19 protein-coding genes and 1 pseudogene are annotated in these 15359 nt (G+C 46.6%); 7 read left to right on the top strand and 13 right to left on the bottom strand.

Annotated features, from left to right (window positions below; translation table 11 throughout):
• Positions 1 to 246: 246 nt before the first annotated feature.
• Positions 247 to 1539, bottom strand: a complete 1293-nt coding sequence (locus tag JGK16_RS26560; protein WP_293182150.1) for an MFS transporter — start codon at positions 1537 to 1539, stop codon at positions 247 to 249.
• Positions 1526 to 1693 carry a hypothetical protein gene (locus tag JGK16_RS26555; RefSeq protein ID WP_293182148.1) on the bottom strand — a complete coding sequence of 56 codons (168 nt, stop codon included), beginning with the start codon at positions 1691 to 1693 and terminating at the stop codon, positions 1526 to 1528. Before JGK16_RS26555 ends, JGK16_RS26560 begins: the two co-directional genes overlap by 14 nt.
• 197 nt (positions 1694 to 1890) lie before the next feature.
• Between JGK16_RS26555 and JGK16_RS26550 the strand changes: the two genes are divergently transcribed.
• Positions 1891 to 2229 (top strand): P-II family nitrogen regulator, encoded by a 339-nt coding sequence (locus JGK16_RS26550; RefSeq protein WP_293182221.1) that lies wholly within the window; start codon positions 1891 to 1893, stop codon positions 2227 to 2229.
• A 154-nt stretch (positions 2230 to 2383) separates the two neighbouring features.
• Here the strand turns inward: JGK16_RS26550 and rdgB are convergent, their stop codons facing one another.
• The 8 genes from rdgB to JGK16_RS26510 all read right to left on the bottom strand — a co-directional run bounded on the left by rdgB (position 2384) and on the right by JGK16_RS26510 (position 8841).
• Complete coding sequence (gene rdgB, locus JGK16_RS26545; protein WP_293193156.1) at positions 2384 to 2968, bottom strand: RdgB/HAM1 family non-canonical purine NTP pyrophosphatase; 585 nt, start codon at positions 2966 to 2968, stop codon at positions 2384 to 2386.
• A 15-nt stretch (positions 2969 to 2983) separates the two neighbouring features.
• Complete coding sequence (locus tag JGK16_RS26540) at positions 2984 to 3604, bottom strand: hypothetical protein (protein WP_293193155.1); 621 nt, start codon at positions 3602 to 3604, stop codon at positions 2984 to 2986.
• A gap of 349 nt (positions 3605 to 3953) precedes the next feature.
• Complete coding sequence (locus JGK16_RS26535) at positions 3954 to 5378, bottom strand: phosphoglucomutase/phosphomannomutase family protein (protein WP_293182143.1); 1425 nt, start codon at positions 5376 to 5378, stop codon at positions 3954 to 3956.
• 192 nt (positions 5379 to 5570) lie between these two features.
• Positions 5571 to 5699, bottom strand: coding sequence for a hypothetical protein (locus tag JGK16_RS26530; protein ID WP_293203491.1), 129 nt, complete (start codon positions 5697 to 5699; stop codon positions 5571 to 5573).
• A gap of 46 nt (positions 5700 to 5745) precedes the next feature.
• Positions 5746 to 6480 carry a GTP cyclohydrolase I FolE gene (folE, locus tag JGK16_RS26525; protein ID WP_293182141.1) on the bottom strand — a complete coding sequence of 245 codons (735 nt, stop codon included), beginning with the start codon at positions 6478 to 6480 and terminating at the stop codon, positions 5746 to 5748.
• Positions 6481 to 6630: 150 nt separating this feature from the next.
• The gene (locus tag JGK16_RS26520; RefSeq protein WP_293182139.1) at positions 6631 to 7356 is read right to left on the bottom strand and encodes an SDR family oxidoreductase; all 726 of its coding nucleotides are present in this window, start codon (positions 7354 to 7356) and stop codon (positions 6631 to 6633) included.
• 243 nt (positions 7357 to 7599) lie between these two features.
• Positions 7600 to 8580 carry an acetyl-CoA carboxylase carboxyl transferase subunit alpha gene (accA, locus tag JGK16_RS26515; protein ID WP_293182137.1) on the bottom strand — a complete coding sequence of 327 codons (981 nt, stop codon included), beginning with the start codon at positions 8578 to 8580 and terminating at the stop codon, positions 7600 to 7602.
• Between the two features lie 111 nt (positions 8581 to 8691).
• Positions 8692 to 8841, bottom strand: a complete 150-nt coding sequence (locus tag JGK16_RS26510; RefSeq protein ID WP_293203489.1) for a hypothetical protein — start codon at positions 8839 to 8841, stop codon at positions 8692 to 8694.
• A 78-nt stretch (positions 8842 to 8919) separates the two neighbouring features.
• Here JGK16_RS26510 and JGK16_RS26505 point away from each other — a divergent pair, with 78 nt between their 5' ends.
• Positions 8920 to 9417: a tellurite resistance TerB family protein gene (locus JGK16_RS26505; protein ID WP_293182135.1), complete on the top strand. Its 498-nt coding sequence runs from the start codon at positions 8920 to 8922 to the stop codon at positions 9415 to 9417.
• Positions 9418 to 9628: 211 nt separating this feature from the next.
• On the opposite strand, the pseudogene JGK16_RS26500 reads toward JGK16_RS26505, so the two are convergent.
• Both JGK16_RS26500 and JGK16_RS26495 read right to left on the bottom strand, forming a co-directional pair.
• Positions 9629 to 10631, bottom strand: a pseudogene (locus JGK16_RS26500) (long-chain acyl-[acyl-carrier-protein] reductase).
• A gap of 244 nt (positions 10632 to 10875) precedes the next feature.
• Complete coding sequence (locus tag JGK16_RS26495; RefSeq protein WP_293182134.1) at positions 10876 to 11568, bottom strand: aldehyde oxygenase (deformylating); 693 nt, start codon at positions 11566 to 11568, stop codon at positions 10876 to 10878.
• A 179-nt stretch (positions 11569 to 11747) separates the two neighbouring features.
• Between JGK16_RS26495 and JGK16_RS26490 the strand changes: the two genes are divergently transcribed.
• Positions 11748 to 12566: a carbohydrate ABC transporter permease gene (locus JGK16_RS26490; protein ID WP_293193158.1), complete on the top strand. Its 819-nt coding sequence runs from the start codon at positions 11748 to 11750 to the stop codon at positions 12564 to 12566.
• Between the two features lie 183 nt (positions 12567 to 12749).
• A complete protein-coding gene (locus JGK16_RS26485) occupies positions 12750 to 13007 on the top strand; it encodes a transporter suffix domain-containing protein (RefSeq protein ID WP_293182132.1) in 258 nt (85 codons plus the stop codon).
• A gap of 94 nt (positions 13008 to 13101) precedes the next feature.
• Here JGK16_RS26485 and JGK16_RS26480 read toward each other — a convergent pair whose 3' ends face one another.
• A complete protein-coding gene (locus tag JGK16_RS26480; protein WP_293142578.1) occupies positions 13102 to 14130 on the bottom strand; it encodes a hypothetical protein in 1029 nt (342 codons plus the stop codon).
• Positions 14131 to 14479: 349 nt separating this feature from the next.
• Between JGK16_RS26480 and JGK16_RS26475 the strand changes: the two genes are divergently transcribed.
• The 3 genes from JGK16_RS26475 to JGK16_RS26465 are packed head-to-tail and all read left to right on the top strand — an operon-like array spanning position 14480 to position 15351.
• Positions 14480 to 14677, top strand: a complete 198-nt coding sequence (locus tag JGK16_RS26475; protein ID WP_293182130.1) for a DUF433 domain-containing protein — start codon at positions 14480 to 14482, stop codon at positions 14675 to 14677.
• 9 nt (positions 14678 to 14686) lie between these two features.
• Positions 14687 to 14980, top strand: coding sequence for a DUF433 domain-containing protein (locus tag JGK16_RS26470; protein WP_293193154.1), 294 nt, complete (start codon positions 14687 to 14689; stop codon positions 14978 to 14980).
• The gene (locus tag JGK16_RS26465; protein ID WP_293193153.1) at positions 14980 to 15351 is read left to right on the top strand and encodes a DUF5615 family PIN-like protein; all 372 of its coding nucleotides are present in this window, start codon (positions 14980 to 14982) and stop codon (positions 15349 to 15351) included. The genes JGK16_RS26470 and JGK16_RS26465 overlap by 1 nt, the downstream gene beginning before the upstream one ends.
• Positions 15352 to 15359: the final 8 nt, after the last annotated feature.

The raw sequence follows: 15359 nt of genomic DNA, 5'->3' as shown, positions 1-15359 counted from the left end.
CCCAAAATCCCTTTCTTGCCGTAAAAGAGCTGATGGATGGGTGAAAAAATCAACAATTCTACTCCTTGGGACACAGGGAGTCTGCCGGAAAAGATAAGTGATTATCTTGCTAGTTAGGATCACCTTCGGGTGAGTGAAACCTACGGAGGGAGGATAAGACCAGCTTAGAGATGGCTCGCGTCGAGGCTCTCCCGTTGAAAGAGGAAGCCCGCACTCTATTTGTTTACAAAATGAGTGTCGGGTATGTCACGCCTTTAAGGCTTTGCGGGTATGGTACCAAGCTGCCATGCCCATCACTGGAACTAAAAAGCCCAAACTCAGCAGCACGATCCGCAAGCCGAGGTCATCCGATCCCACGGCTTTGCTGACAGCATCCGTCAGCGGGCCGGTCAGTGCTAAAGGCAAGCTGAGAGCAATATTAATCGCATTGTTCTCCAAGCCAAAGACTTTTCCCCGCATAGATTCGGGAGTTTTTTCTTGAATCAAAGCTTGCATCGGGCCGTTAATTAAGGAAGCGCCAAAACCGAACAGAGCACTCAATCCGAATCCCAGCCAAAGCTGTCTGACAAAGGCAAACATTCCCAACACAAAACCCATCATTACGAAACCAATTAATGGCAAAGGTTTGTTGTGCATTCGATCGCCCCAGTGGCCCAAAAACGCCGCGCCGAAGACCATTCCGATGCCCGCAGCAGCCAGCAAAAACCCAAATTGAGTTTCTTTGAGACCTATTTTGCCCGAAAGTGCGATCGCCAGAACTTGCAGCGCCGCAAACACCGAATACAAAATCGTCAACTGCACCATCGCGTTGCTAATCAGGCGATTGTGCTTCAAATACCGCAAACCTTCTTTAAAGTCTTGCCAAGGATGAACATTTTTGCCACTGCTACCGCCGCGATTTTCTTTAATGTGCATCAAGTAGAGCAAACCTGCTGAAATCAGGTACAACCCGCCCAGAAAAAACTCTTGAGAAGCTGGCCCGTAGCTGTGTTTGAGCCAAGTAAATATCGGTTCGCCGATCGTCATTCCGACAATTATCCCGCCCATTGTGGACGAGGCGAACAGAGCATTTGCCGACATCAGTCCCTCTCGCCCCACAGCCAGCGGGATTGCCGCCGCCTCTGCGGGAGCAAAAAATTGCGTTACGGTAGACACTAAAAACGTGAGTACCAACAACACCACAAAAGTTTTGGGCAAAAACGGCAAAGATCCAATCAACACCGCTCGGATCGCGTTGCAGCCGATCAGCATTTGCTTTTTGGAAAAGCGGTCTACCACGATACCGGCCGCCGAACCAAAGACGATCGCCGGTAGCGTGTAGGCGATCATCACCGCTGACAGCATCGAATTTTCCGAATGCTGCCAAGAAACGGGCCAGGGTCGGTAATCGCCTGTTTTCAGCAGAATAATCAGCAATACGTAAAAGATTTTATCCGCCACTTGGGCCAACAACTGGCCAGTCCACAAGGTGAGGAAGGGGCGATTTCTCAGTAGGGCATCAAGCCCGCTGCGGTCAGGGGGAGGGCTAGCTGGGTGCATAGGAATAGTTTAACTGACCGCTTCTGGCAATTATAGTTTTCAGCAATACGTGCAAATCTGACTTGTGCAAAGCGGAAACCGGCGAAAAATCCTGTCTCCTGTGTTCTTTTTCTGTTTTAGCAGATCGGCGACGGACGGCTTGGGTCTTTTTCACTCTAGCGCGATCGGCTCCACACGGCCACCACCGCCGGAAAATCAGGGAATGTTGTTAAATGTTGACCTGCATTATTTCATCGGGAGTACAACATAAGGTAATATATTTGACAAAATAGTTGCTGTTGGCAGTGATCTTAAAAGATGTCACGCCGATTAAGTAATATAACGAACGTAGTAATGTTAGGAGTGAGAAACTTGAAAAAGGTTGAAGCTATTATTCGCCCGTTTAAACTTGACGAAGTGAAAATCGCACTCGTCAATGCTGGGATTGTGGGGATGACTGTTTCTGAAGTTAGAGGTTTTGGCCGTCAGAAGGGCATGACAGAACGCTATCGCGGTTCTGAGTACACTGTTGAGTTCTTGCAAAAGCTCAAGGTCGAGATTGTTGTCGAAAACGATCAGGTTGACATGGTGGTTGATAAAATTATCGCTGCTTCCCGCACGGGCGAGATTGGCGACGGCAAGATTTTCATCTCCACCGTAGAACAAATTATCCGCATTCGGACGGGAGAAAAGAACCTGGAGGCAATCTAGAATACTGGGGAATTGGGAATGGGGAATTGGGAATGGGGCATTGGGCATTGGGCATTGGGCATTGGGCATTGGGCATTGGTAATCAATCACAAATAACCAATAACTAATAACCCATAACAACTGACTTCTTCCTTCTTCCTTTTTCCCTCCGAAATTACTTGACTAATGACTTCATTTGTGGTAATAAAGCCTGGAATGCTTGGCCTCGATGGGAGTGCGATCGCTTAATTTCCGGTGTCATTTCCGCAAAACTCTGTTGCTGTGCGGGTACGTAGAAAATCGGATCGTACCCGAAACCTCCCGTACCGCGAGGAGAGTGCAGGATTTCGCCGCGACAAATTCCTTCTACTTGCAGGGCAATTGTACCGTCGGGACGGGCGATCGCGATCGCACACACAAATTGTGCACCCCGGTTCTGTTCGGTTCCCAATTCTTTGAGAAGCCGAGATATCCTGTCAGCATCGGTTTTTCCGTAGCGCGCCGAGTAAATTCCAGGTTGACCGTCGAGTGCATCTACCATTAAACCAGAATCATCGGCGATCGACCATTCACCGATCGCTTTGGCAATTTCCGAAGCTTTCAAACAAGCATTAGCGATAAAAGTCTCGCCAGTTTCTTCTATTTCCAACTCTGCCGGCTTCAGTTGCAACTCCCATCCCAAATCCTGAAGATAAACCTGCATTTCCTTAACTTTGCCAGGATTGCCCGTAGCCACAACTAGCAATTTATTATTTGTCATTATTTCTGTTAAAAATTACGGATCTATCTTAACAAAAGATTGGTGAAACGGCTGCAACAAAATTCCCAAAATCTTATCAACGTCTTGAATATAATATTCGATCTGATCGATATAAACAGTAGTTTCCTCCAAAATCAAGAATTTCCAGTTAGTACCCGTTGTCACCGCGCCGTAAATGCGATCGATCTCAGTGTCTTGATTTTGATTAAAAGATTGAGCCGCCACCATTGCTGCAACACATTGACCCAACTCAGCAATAATATCCTCTTTTTTTGCCTCAAAAATTGTTACAACCGGAGCGCTGATGAATAATTGTTCTGGAGAACCGCTCATGATATAATCGCAAAACCCTTGCAAACCTCTTTCTGGATCGACTATAAAATCTTTACCTGAGAAAAGAGAAACTCGTTTGTTTAACATTCGCCTAACTTCTGCCAAAATCGGAGCAATTAAAAATTCCGATCGAGCTTTTTGAGTTGATATGAAAGTTGCGAGTGGCACATAATCGATGAGAAGTGTTGTTAATATTTCTGATGGTGTAACAGGTTCTGTGTCTGCAAATAAATTGCGCGTTTCATCTAAAGTTAATCCAAAATCTTTTTTGACTCTCGCAAGGCTGAAATCGCTGTATGCCATTTGCTTTTATACCAATTATTAAAAACTCTTACAACATTCTTCCGTAGGGTGTGGATCTCTTAAAAATCTCTGCATAAAAATCAACTGTTCGAGTGGCGACGCACCTTACACAATTGTTGAATAAACAAGCACGAACAATTATTGTGTATCAAGCTTTGTCAGGTGCGCTGCTTTAAGATTGTTTGTCTAATTTAGAGATTTTTAATGGCGGCACATCCTGCAATACTTTTGATTTATGAATAAGAAAGATTTTTTTGAACCACAGAGGCCGCAGAGAACACAGAGAAAGAGAGGTTTCATATTAATTCATCCGCGTTTATCTGCGTTTATCTGCGGTGGCAAACTCTTCTCAATTCTGTGCCCAACTCTTCGCCCAATTCAAGTTTTGCATCACCTCTTTCAAGGTCGCAGCTTCCGAATACAACCGCAACACTGGTTCAGTACCGCTAAACCGAATTAACAGCCAACTTCCGTCAGCCAAACGGAATTTATATCCGTCAACTTTGTTGCAATCTACAACTGCTTTCCCCGCTATTTCTGTGAGAGGTTGATTTTGCAGCAGCGACAGCAAACGCGCTCTTTCTGCCATGCTTGCTAGATGCAAGTCAATGCGATCGTAAGCTGAAGTAAAATTAGTTTCTGTTTGCAGTCGGCGATAGATGTCGCTCAAATCTTCCCCGGATTTGACAACGGCTTCTAGCAAGTACAGCGCCGATAGCAACGCGTCTCTTTCGGGTATGTGGGTACCGTAGCCGATTCCGCCGGATTCTTCGCCGCCGACTAGGACTTGGGTGGTTAACATTCGATCGGCAATATACTTGTAACCGATCGGCGTTTCAAACAATGGTAAGCCGTAAAGTTCGGCAATTTTGGGCATGATGTCGGAACCGCTGACGGTTTTGATGACTTCTCCGGTGAAGCCGCGCCGTTTGGCTAAGTGTTCGATTAATATAGGAACTAGGATTTGCGAACTGAGGAAGTTTCCGCTAGAGTCAACCGCAGCAATTCGATCGCTATCTCCGTCAAATACAAATCCGATCGACAAACCAGATGCTTTTCGCTGGTGAGTCCGCATGACGCGGAACAACTGCGACAGGTAGCGCGGCAAAGGTTCCGGTGCACCGCCACCAAACAGCGGATCGCGATCGCTGTTGACTTCCTGCACTGTTTCTTCTAATATTTGAGCTAATCCGCCCGCCGCTGCGCCGTGCATTACATCTACAAATACTGTGATTTTCCCGGATGCGATCGCCCCCTTAATCGCTTCAATATCCACCATTTCCCGCAAGGTTTTGCAGTAAGCCGGCCAAGGATTGAAACTTTCCAATTTTCCGGGAGTTGCTGAAAGTGCCGCCGGATTTTCGAGTTTTGCTTCTATCTGTTGCGTAACTTCGGGCGAAACTGAACCGCCAAATCCGCCCTTGACTTTTAATCCTAAATATGCACCGGGATTGTGGCTGGCTGTCAGGACGATCGCACCTAAAGCATTTAATTGTTTGGCAGCTAAACTAAAAGCCGGAGTTGGGGCGTAGGATTCGCTGAGGAGCACGTCAAATCCGGCGTTTTGGACTGCCTTAGCTGCTGCGAGGGCAAAATCTTCAGCCAGAAATCGGCGATCGTAACCGACAATTACAGTGCCGCTACTGGCATTATTGCCGCCGGTTTGTGCGAGAACTTGTGCTGCTAGGGGAGCTACCAACGCTACGCGATCGAAGGTAAAATCGTCAGCAATGATGCCGCGCCAGCCATCTGTACCGAATTTAATAGGATTCATCGTTTAGTCACAAGCCATAAGTCACTCGTCTATTTTATGAGCTTATTTGGCGATCGTCAGTCTATTTTAGATTTTAGATTTTAGATTTTAGATTTTCTTGCAGCCTTGAATCTGGCAGCTTGAACAAGACTCTAAAATTTGGGGAGCTCCTTTTAACGAGTGTACCTGGCACGGTACCGGTTTTGGGGCTGCTTAAAAGTCATCATTAGTCAGCAGTAAGCAGTCATCAACCGACAACTGACAACCGACAACCGACAGTTGACAACTGACAACTGTCAACCGACAACTGTCAACTGTCAACCGACAACTGTCAACTGTCAACTGTCAACTGTCAACTGTCAACTGTCAACTGTCAACTGTCAACTGTCTAAAAGAATGCCGGTTGGTGGCGGATCAAATTCAGGAATTCTTCGCGAGTTTTTTGTTCCTCCTGAAACACGCCCAACATCGCACTCGTCACTGTCCAAGCACCGGGTTTTTGCACGCCCCGCATCGTCATGCACATATGGCTGGCTTCCATTACTACAGCCACTCCCTGTGGTTCCAATATTGTCTGAACTGCTTCGGCAATTTGGCGCGTCAAACGTTCTTGTACCTGCAATCGTCGGCTGTACATTTCGACAATTCTCGCTAGTTTGCTCAGTCCCACTACTTTTTGGTTGGGAATGTAAGCGACGTGAACTCGACCCATAAATGGCAGCATATGGTGTTCGCACATACTGAAGGCGCTGATATCTCGCACCAGTACCATTTCGTTGTGACCTTCGTCAAAGATAGCGCCGTTGAGGAGTTCTTCGAGGGATTGACTGTAACCGCTGGTGAGAAACCGCATTGCTTCTGCTACCCGCTTCGGGGTTTTGAGCAATCCTTCGCGTTCGGGATCTTCTCCTATTCCCAGCAGCATCGTCCGAACGGCTTCCATCATTTCTTCCTGACCTATTTCTGAGGTTACCGGAACGTTGGATTCTTGACCGTGGGAGGAATTGCGATCGGGTCGAGTGGCGATGCGGGGCAAGTTGTTATCGGCGGTTGCGGGCTGTTTCATGGTGTCAGTTGAGATTGAGTTTGAGCCGTTCGTACCGTTATTCGATGCAATTGTCATAAAAAGTTGGTGTGAGGATGAATCTATTTTCGATTTTCGATTTTCGATTCGGCATATACCTATCGATTTTCGATTTTCGATTGAGGGATAGAACGAGAGATTTAAAGATTGTTGAATTCGATAAAAATCCAGCTTTCTACAATCTCAAGTTCACAAAACTCCGGCGTTGGACATGAGCGTGATTTCTTCAATGACTGCACTTGTCGGTAACTGAACTGCGTGCAGGATTGATTGGGCGACGATTTCTGGAGTTAACATCGCGCTGCGATCGAAATCGGCTTGGACGCTCTCTGTGTCCCACATGGGAGTGTTGACAGAACCCGGACAGATGGCTGTGACGCGAATTCCGCCAGCCCGTTCTTCTGCGGCTAATGTCTTGGATAAAGCCATGAGACCGAATTTGCTGACGCAGTAGGCTCCCCAGTTGGGGAAGGTTTGGGTGCCTGCGATCGAGGAAACGTTGATGATGATTCCCGATCGCCGATCGCGCATTCCCGGCAAAATTCCTAAAATACACTGCCAAACGCTAGTAAGATTCAGGTCTAGAACGTTCTGCCAGTCGGCTAGGGGCGTTTCGGTCAATGAGCCGGTGTAGCCCATGCCAGCGCTGTTGACCAGGATATCTACGGGGCCGAATTGAGCTGCGATCTCGCTGATGCCGCTTTGCACTTGCTCAATTTTTGCCAAGTCTAAGGGATAAGCTTCTGCTTTCACTCCGAATTCTCGGGCTGCTGTGGCAACGGCTTCTAGGTTTTCTGACTCTCGGCTAACTAAGGCCAGATTTATGCCAACGGCAGCGAACCCTAGAGCAGTTGCTTTGCCAATACCGCTGCTGGCTCCGGTAATCAGAGCCTGCTTTGTTGTTCGATCGTTCATTAAATTTCCTGATACTTTCGCTCGGCAACTCTCTCAAGCGTTACAGCCTTCTTCGGCAAATTAGAAAGCTGTTTGCCACGGGTGAACACAGTTAATTATGAAATTAACATTAAGAACTGTTAAGCCGATGTCATCTGAAAAATTATAACACTGCTGACAGATTCGCAGAATGGTGAGTTGTGAGTTATGAGTTTGAAGTTAAGAGATTTTTAACTCATAACTAATAACTATGAATTCGTCGGCTCAAGCAACCTTTTCAGTGAACACACCGATGTCGCGGAATTTTTGATACCGGAGATCGCGTCGCTGCTGGCCGGTGAGCTGTGTCAGTTCTGCTAAGTTTTCCAACAAAGCTCCTTTGAGCATAGCCGCAGCTTTCAGGGGATTGGAGTGCGCGCCACCAACGGGTTCGGGTACTATCTGATCCAGAACGCCGAGGTTTTTCAAATCCCAGGAAGTAATTTTGAGGGCTTCGGCGGCTAAGTTGGCTTTACCGGAGTCTTTCCAGAGGATGGCCGCACAAGCTTCGGGGGTGGCTACGGTATACACGGAATGTTCTAACATTAACAGCCGCTCGCCGACGCCGATGCCCAATGCGCCCCCGGAACCGCCTTCGCCGATGACAGTGCAAATAATCGGAACGTCGAGGCGAAACATTTCTCGGAGGTTGCAGGCGATCGCCTCTCCCTGTCCGAGCTGTTCGGCTTCTAAGCCAGCCCAAGCCCCCGGAGTATCGATAAAGGTGAAAATTGGCATACCGAAGCGATCGGCGTGTTCCATCAACCGCAGGGCTTTGCGGTAGCCGCCGGGAGCTGCCATCCCGAAGTTGCGGGCGATATTGTCTTTGGTGTCGCGTCCTTTTTGATGGCCGATGATGACTGTAGGGCGCCCGTCTATGCGGGCAATTCCGCCGACGAGGGCGGGGTCGTCTCCCCCGCGCCGATCGCCGTGGAGCTCGATCCACTCGTCGCTAATTGCCTGAATGTAGTCGAGGGTGCTGGGGCGGCGCGGGTGACGGGCGAGTTGCAGCCGCTGCATAGGGGACAAGCTGCTGAAAATTTCTTGTCGCAGTTGGGCGGAACGAGCTTCGAGTTTGCGAATTTCGTCGGTGACATCGACGCTGTTTTCTGCGGCGAGTTCGCGAATCTGGTGAATTCGGGTTTCGAGTTCGGCCAGAGGCTTTTCAAAATCTAGGAGTAATGGTTTGCGGTCGGGGTTTGCCACGCTGATAATTTCTATAGGGTTTTTAAGGTGAAAGTCGATCGACTGTTTCCCGATCCTACCTTGTCAGTTGACACTGAAAAAGAGGGTTCTTGGGAAGTTTTGAATTTTGAATTATGTTTTTCTTCGTAGCCAGAGTTGAAAACCTGAGGCTTGAGCCTCGTTTTTTGTTACACTATTTTTGCTTAATCCCAGAGTTTTACCAGAAAGAATTGGTTTAAAGCCGAAACCCTTGTAGGGAGAAATTAAAATCAGACTATTCATTAATCCAATCCTCTTGCTTCCAGGTAGCTGTTAACTGTCAACTGTCAACTGTCAACTGTCAACTGAACCACCCCCCCTATGCCTGCCCACAGCCACAAAAGACCTAACCCTGCTGAATTGTTCCAAAGCGCAAAAAGCGATACAAGTGCGATCGAACTCAGTCCGTCGGAAGCTTTGACAGCTATTTCAGTCTTAGCTGTTGCCGCCGACGGTGAAATATCCGAAGCCGAAAGACAAACCCTTGCCGCCAATCACATTCGCTTGTTCGGCTCTTATTCTGGCGAACACTTCCAAGAACTATTTAAGAAAGTTCTGAAATTGAGCAGTCTGTACACTCCGGCCGAAGTATTTGCCGCAGCTAAAAACGCATTGAATGCTCAGCTTCGAGAAACAGCTTTTGCAATTGCCACAGATTTGGTCTTGGTAGATGGAGTTTTCACAACCGAGGAAAAAGATTTCTTAGTTGAACTTTCCCAAGCTCTCGACATCTCCGAGACAATGGGCAAAAAAATCATCGAAGTCATGACCATCAAAAACTGCGGGGACAATTTGATCTCAGCTCAATCTCTTGAATAAGTTGAGCGATAGACCACTATATCATGTCTGGTTAAATAACCGTTAGCTGTATATTTTTGACCGATCCGCACTCTTTGTCCTGACTGCCAAAAACTTTTCTTCGAGTCGTGCGATCGAACACAATCTCAACTCTTAACTCCCTCAAAAAAAAAGTTACTGGTTATTATCAGAAAAAATTTCCTCAATAACCAATAACCCTTAATCAATCACATCAAAATGACATCAAAGGTCGGAAACCGTGCTTGACGGAAATTTCTCCGATTTGCTCCATCTTTTCTACCGTAATTTGATTCCGTCCCCAAGAAAAATTGGTGTACAACTTTTCAAATTCCAGCAGCATGGATTCGGCAAAACAGGCAAATAACTGCCGGCCCGGCACATCCATATTCACAATCTTCATAATCTTCCACTCAATATCGAGGGAATGCTCCACAATCCCGCCATTGAGTACGTAAATTTCGGGATGCTGAACCTGAGTTGCCAGATTTTTCGGATAACCACCGTCAATCAACAAACAGGGTTGCTTCAATGTCTTGGGGTCAATTTCTACTCCCTTTGGCATACTGGCTACCCAGACTACAATATCCGCTTGGGGGAGAGCTTCTTCCAAATCCATGATTTTGCCTCGTCCCAATTCCGATTGCAAATCTTGCAATCGTTCTTTGTCGCGGGCAATGAGCAACAATTCTGCTACATTAGTTTTAACATTCAGCCAGCGGCAGACAGCACTGCCAATATCTCCAGTAGCACCACAAACCGCCACAGTAGCTTTTGAAAGTTCAATCCCCAATTTGGGGGCTGCTTCTTCTACTTGGCGGCAGAGGATGTAAGCCGTGTGGGTGTTACCAGTGGTGAAGCGTTCAAACTCCAACTTTAGATTGCGGATTTGCTTAATTTGCTGCAAGTTGAAGGTTTCAAAAATGATCGAAGAAAAGCCGCCTAAAGCAGTGATATTAATCCCGTTTTTTTGAGCGTGTGCCATCGCGTTAATGATTTTGCGAGTGGCTGCTTTGATCCGGCGAGTGGCTAGCATTTCTGGTAGAAAACACGACTCCACATAGCGGCCTTCTATTTTTTGCCCGGTAATGCTAGTGACAGTGATATGATCGACTATCTGGGGCGGTGCGCTGCACCAAAAATCGAGCCCTTGATCGGCATATTCTGGATAGCCCAGCTCGTTAGCTACTGATTGGGCGACCGATTAGACCAAACATTAAGTTGTCAAATGAAGGAAGAAGAAAGATGTCAGTTGACAGTTGACAGTTGACAGTTGTTAGTTGTCAGTTATCAGTTATCAGTTGTCAGAAGTCAGAAGGGAAAATTAATTTTTTTTAATTTAGTTCCCGTTCTTTATTTCCAACTTGATTGGGGTACAAGACCTTGTAATGCAGAAGGAAGAAGGGAAAATTAAAAGGTTTTAATTTTTAATTTTTATCCCATTCCTTATTTCCAAATTGATTAGGCTGCGAGGCCTTGTGCTGACATCCGCATGATGTCGCGGTTGTTAAACCCTATGTTACCCAGGGCTTCGCCGTAGGCAATCATGAAGTCTTCAATTAAAGCATCTTTTTCCATTCCCAAAACGCTAGCATCGTCTGCGACAGCGTTTAGCAGCCTCCAGATGATGGGCAGGTTTTGGCGGTTGGCGGCTTCGAGTTCAGCTTTGGATTCTTCAAAGTGAGCTTGCAGCCAGACTTCCCCAAAGTTGAGGTGGCTGTATTCTTCTTTGACGACGCCTTCGGTGATTTTGCGGGCAAAGTCATCGGCGACGGGAATGTAGATGTTGTAGGCTGCGATCGCAAAACACTCGATAATGAGTGATTGAATCAGCAAGCAAGTTACAACCTTACCTTCGGCGGATGCCGTTTGGAAGTTGCTGTGCAAATCCGAAAAGAACTCCTTGGCAAATACCATGTCAGGCGTGACTTTGAGATTCTTGCCACAAGCTTGGAAGCCTTTCATGTGGCGGTTCTCCATCTTGGACAAGCCAATTAACTCACTTTTTTTGTCAGCCAACATTTCTGCCAGTTGCAGGTAATTGTCATGAGCTTCTTGTTCGCCTTCAATCACAATGGCGTTGATGCGGCTGTAAGCATCTTTGTAAGTTTCGGTTTGAAAGTCAATTGTTGGGCTGGCCTCAAGCTGGGGCATAGATATGTCGTCTCCTTATATAACCTTGTAGGATGTTTGGAAACCCCTTTGAATTTTGGGGTCACGTGCACTACACTTTACCTATTTTTGACTAAAAATTTACGGTTGTGTGGGAATCTGGAAGGCGATCGGGTTTGAGAGCCTCACAAGCTTATTATTTTAGGTTAATTCACAAGTTTATGGGTAAATCCTTTGACAGGTCTCAAGCGCTGGAACTGCTGAGTTTTATTTTGTTGCTGGCGGGGGCTGCGCTGGTGCTGCTGCCGCTGGCTGCTGTTTTTTGGGTTTCTTTATCACCATCTGGTGTCGGTGTCAAGGCGACAGACCTGACTTTTGCAAACTATCAGGAGGCTTGGCGACGGGGGAATTTTTTGTTGGCATTTGCTAATTCTACTCTAGTGGCGATCGCAGTTACTGCTTTTCAGGTAGTGACTTCTGCTTTAGCGGGTTATGCTTTGGCCAGGCTGAAGTTTCGCGGGCGACAGGCCCTAGTTTTGGTGGTTTTGGCGACGCTAGTGATTCCGTTTCAGCTTTTGGTGATTCCAATATTCATGGTTTTGAAGTGGGGCCATTTGCTGAATACTTACGGGGCGCTGATTTTGCCGACGGCGGTTAACGGTTTCGGAATTTTTCTGCTGCGCCAGTATTTTCTGACAATTCCGGTGGAGTTGGAGGAGGCGGCAATGCTAGATGGGGCTAACCGCTGGCAGGTGTTGTGGCAGGTGATGCTGCCTTTAGCGCGCCCTGCTTTGGTGACGCTGTTTTTGTTTACCTTTATCGGCGAGTGGAATGATTTGTTTAAACCGCTGGTGTTTACAACGCGACCAGAGTTGCGGACTGTGCAGTTGGTTTTAACCCAGTTTCAGGAACAGTTTACTAGCAGTTGGCCGTTGTTGATGGCGGCGGTGGTAATTGGGACTGTGCCGGTGGTGTTGCTGTTTTTGGCGGGCCAGCGGCAGTTTATTCGGGGAATTGCGGCGACGGGGATTAAGAATTGAGTTGGTGGGCCGAAGAAGACCGGGCGGTTGAAACCGCGTCTATACAAACAAAACCCACCTCCGTGGGTTGAAGAGTGAGCAATTAAAATTACGTTATTTTCTTTACACCCTCGCTCGGACTTCCTTTGTGTATGCGCGGTTTTAACCGCGGCCCGATCTATAATTATCCAATAAATGAAATCTATGCAGAATTTGCAAAAGCTGGGTTGGTTTTTATTTATTGCATCTTTTTTGCCCTGGCTGGCAATCTTGTTTATTGTACCATTCCTACCACTGAGCATCGCCGAAAAAACGCAAATAGATGTTGTTTTAGCTGTGCTAGCCGAAGTGTGTTTTTGGCTGAGCGTGGTAATTTTGGGAAAAGAAGTAGTTACGAAATATCGGCGTTATTTGAATCCCCGCTATCTTTGGAACAAAATCAGAAATTTTCACCGCAGATAAACAGGGATTGACGCAGACTTGGTTCGTAGTGAGGACTTTAGTCCGCATTTGGAGAGGACTAAAGTCCTCACTACGAACCCAGGTCAAGGTTGAGCTATTCGCTAATAATTTGCAAGCGAATCGAGCGTTCTCCGTCTCCGAAATCCACTTCAATCTTTTCTCCGGAAAGACTGTCCAAACATCCCAAAAGTAAGCGCAAATTTGGTGTGCTTGCTCCTGTATCCACGTACAATCTATCTGCCAAACTTCCTAAACGCTTCCAAACAGTGTAGAGTTTGACTACAGTTTGTTCTAGCAAGGCGGCTTGTTTGACAACATCGGCGGTAGTTCCCAAACAGCCGACTCGCAAAGATTCTTCCAAAGCCATTTCCATGTCTAGGTGAGACTGGTTCAGAGCTTGGACTTGGGCGGCGGCATCGAGATATTTCGATAAATTCTTGGCGTCAGAAGTTAGCTGTTTGACTGTATCTACATCTGGATTTTCTGCTACTTCTTTTTGAATTTCGCTTTGGTGAGATGGGGAGAGTTTCTCCATTTCTTTGACTAAAGGAGCCAGATAGCGGGAAGGAAGAGAACCGCTAGATGCTTTTTCTTTGACTTCTTCTGGCAATAAATCTGAGTTCATTGCCATCCATTCGTCGGATAGTTGTTTGACTTCGCGGCGGGTGATACGATCGCCTTTTCCGGCAGCATCTGTTACCATTTGCTGTACTTCTGGAGATGCTTTGGCGGTTTCTACAAAGGCTCTTTTGCTGAAGTTTCTAATGGATTCTGGGTCTAAATCTCCTTGTTCGATGAGAGTATCGGCACTTTTAGCTAATTCGATTAAAGAATAGGCTTGACTTTTGCTGATTTCTCTTTCTTTTAGCCAATTCAAGAAGCCTGTACCGCGTCCGTCGCCGCCTTTTTTTTCTCTATCTCTGACTGTGCGGAGAATTTGTCCGCGCCAGATGTCGGTTTGTAAGTCGAAACGATCGCACACTTTCCAGGCGTTGTCAACCTGATTGTCAAAATCGAAGTCTGGTATTTGTTCGTCTTCGGGGTCTGGTAATTGGAAATTGATATCTGTCAAGCCTCTGAGGGCTTCGGCGAGTTCTGTGGGAGATTGGGGGACTTCAGCCATTAGGAGAAATTTGTGTAGAGCGACAGCCGGTTTAATTGGGAATTTGCACGAATTGAGATTGAAGACACTACCTGTAGTAGTAAGGCGGCAAGGCTGACACTACTGATAGAGTTTTTGTGCAAGTTATCTCATTATTGCATGGCTGGGGGCGATCGGCGAAAAGATACTCAAAAAGACTCCGGGTACGGCCCTGATGGGACTTGATGCGAGTGCTGGCTGTGGGGGGATTGAGTTAAAGTGAATTAGGAAACTAAAGGAACTAATAAAATGCTGGAAACTACCAAACGTTAGGAGCGCTTTATCCCTTTGTTAAGCTAGAATTGAGAAAATAAGGTAAAGGAAAAGTGCCATGTCAGAACAAGACATCGCTAAGATAATTACGATCGAACCGGGAAAGCGTGGTGGTAAGCCCTGTATTCGGGGCATGAGAATTACGGTTTATGACGTGTTGGAATATCTTGCATCTGGGATGAGTTATGAAGAAATCCTAGATGATTTTCCCTATCTCACGCAACAGGATATTTTGGCTTGTTTGAGTTTTGCTTAAGAGGTAACTATGTCAACAACTGCGATCGACATTGGCACGCTGGTTGTCAGTACGCCTGAAACCTGTGGAGGGCGGCCCCGAATTGCGGGAACCAGAATTTCTATTGCTCAAATTGCCGTTTGGAATAAACAAGGAATGAGTGTAGAAGAAATACTCGAAGAGATTCCCTATTTAGATTTAGCACAGGTTTATGCGGCCCTATCTTACTATCATGCTAACCGTAATGAAATTGAGGCAGATTTAGCTGCGGAATTAGCTGAATATCAGCTTTTGGAAGCTGAACACAGGGCGGGGAATCTTTAATGAGCCTGATTCGTTTGTATTTGGATGAGGATACGCTTAGAAAAGCATTCGTGCAAGCCCTGCGAGAGAATGGGGTTGATGTGGTGACTGTCTCAGATGCCAATAATTTAGGGCGTATAGATGAAGAACAACTGATATGGGCAACAGAGCAAGGTCGAGTCATTTATACTTTTAATAGTCGAGATTTCTGTCGGTTGCACGGGAACTTGCTCGCAGTAGGCGGGAGTCATTCAGGAATTATTGTTGCACCGCGACAAAGTTACTCTGTAGGCGAACAGTTGCGCGGTTTGTTGAATTTGATTGGTAGCAAGTCTGCTGAGGAAATGATGAATCAACTGGAATTTTTAGGAACTTACATTAGTTATGAATAGAAGTATCT

It is taken from the genome of Microcoleus sp. PH2017_09_SFU_O_A, assembly GCF_020738625.1.
In the GTDB taxonomy this organism is placed as follows: Bacteria; Cyanobacteriota; Cyanobacteriia; order Cyanobacteriales; family Microcoleaceae; genus Microcoleus.
This window is presented reverse-complemented; position numbering and strand designations above follow the sequence as displayed.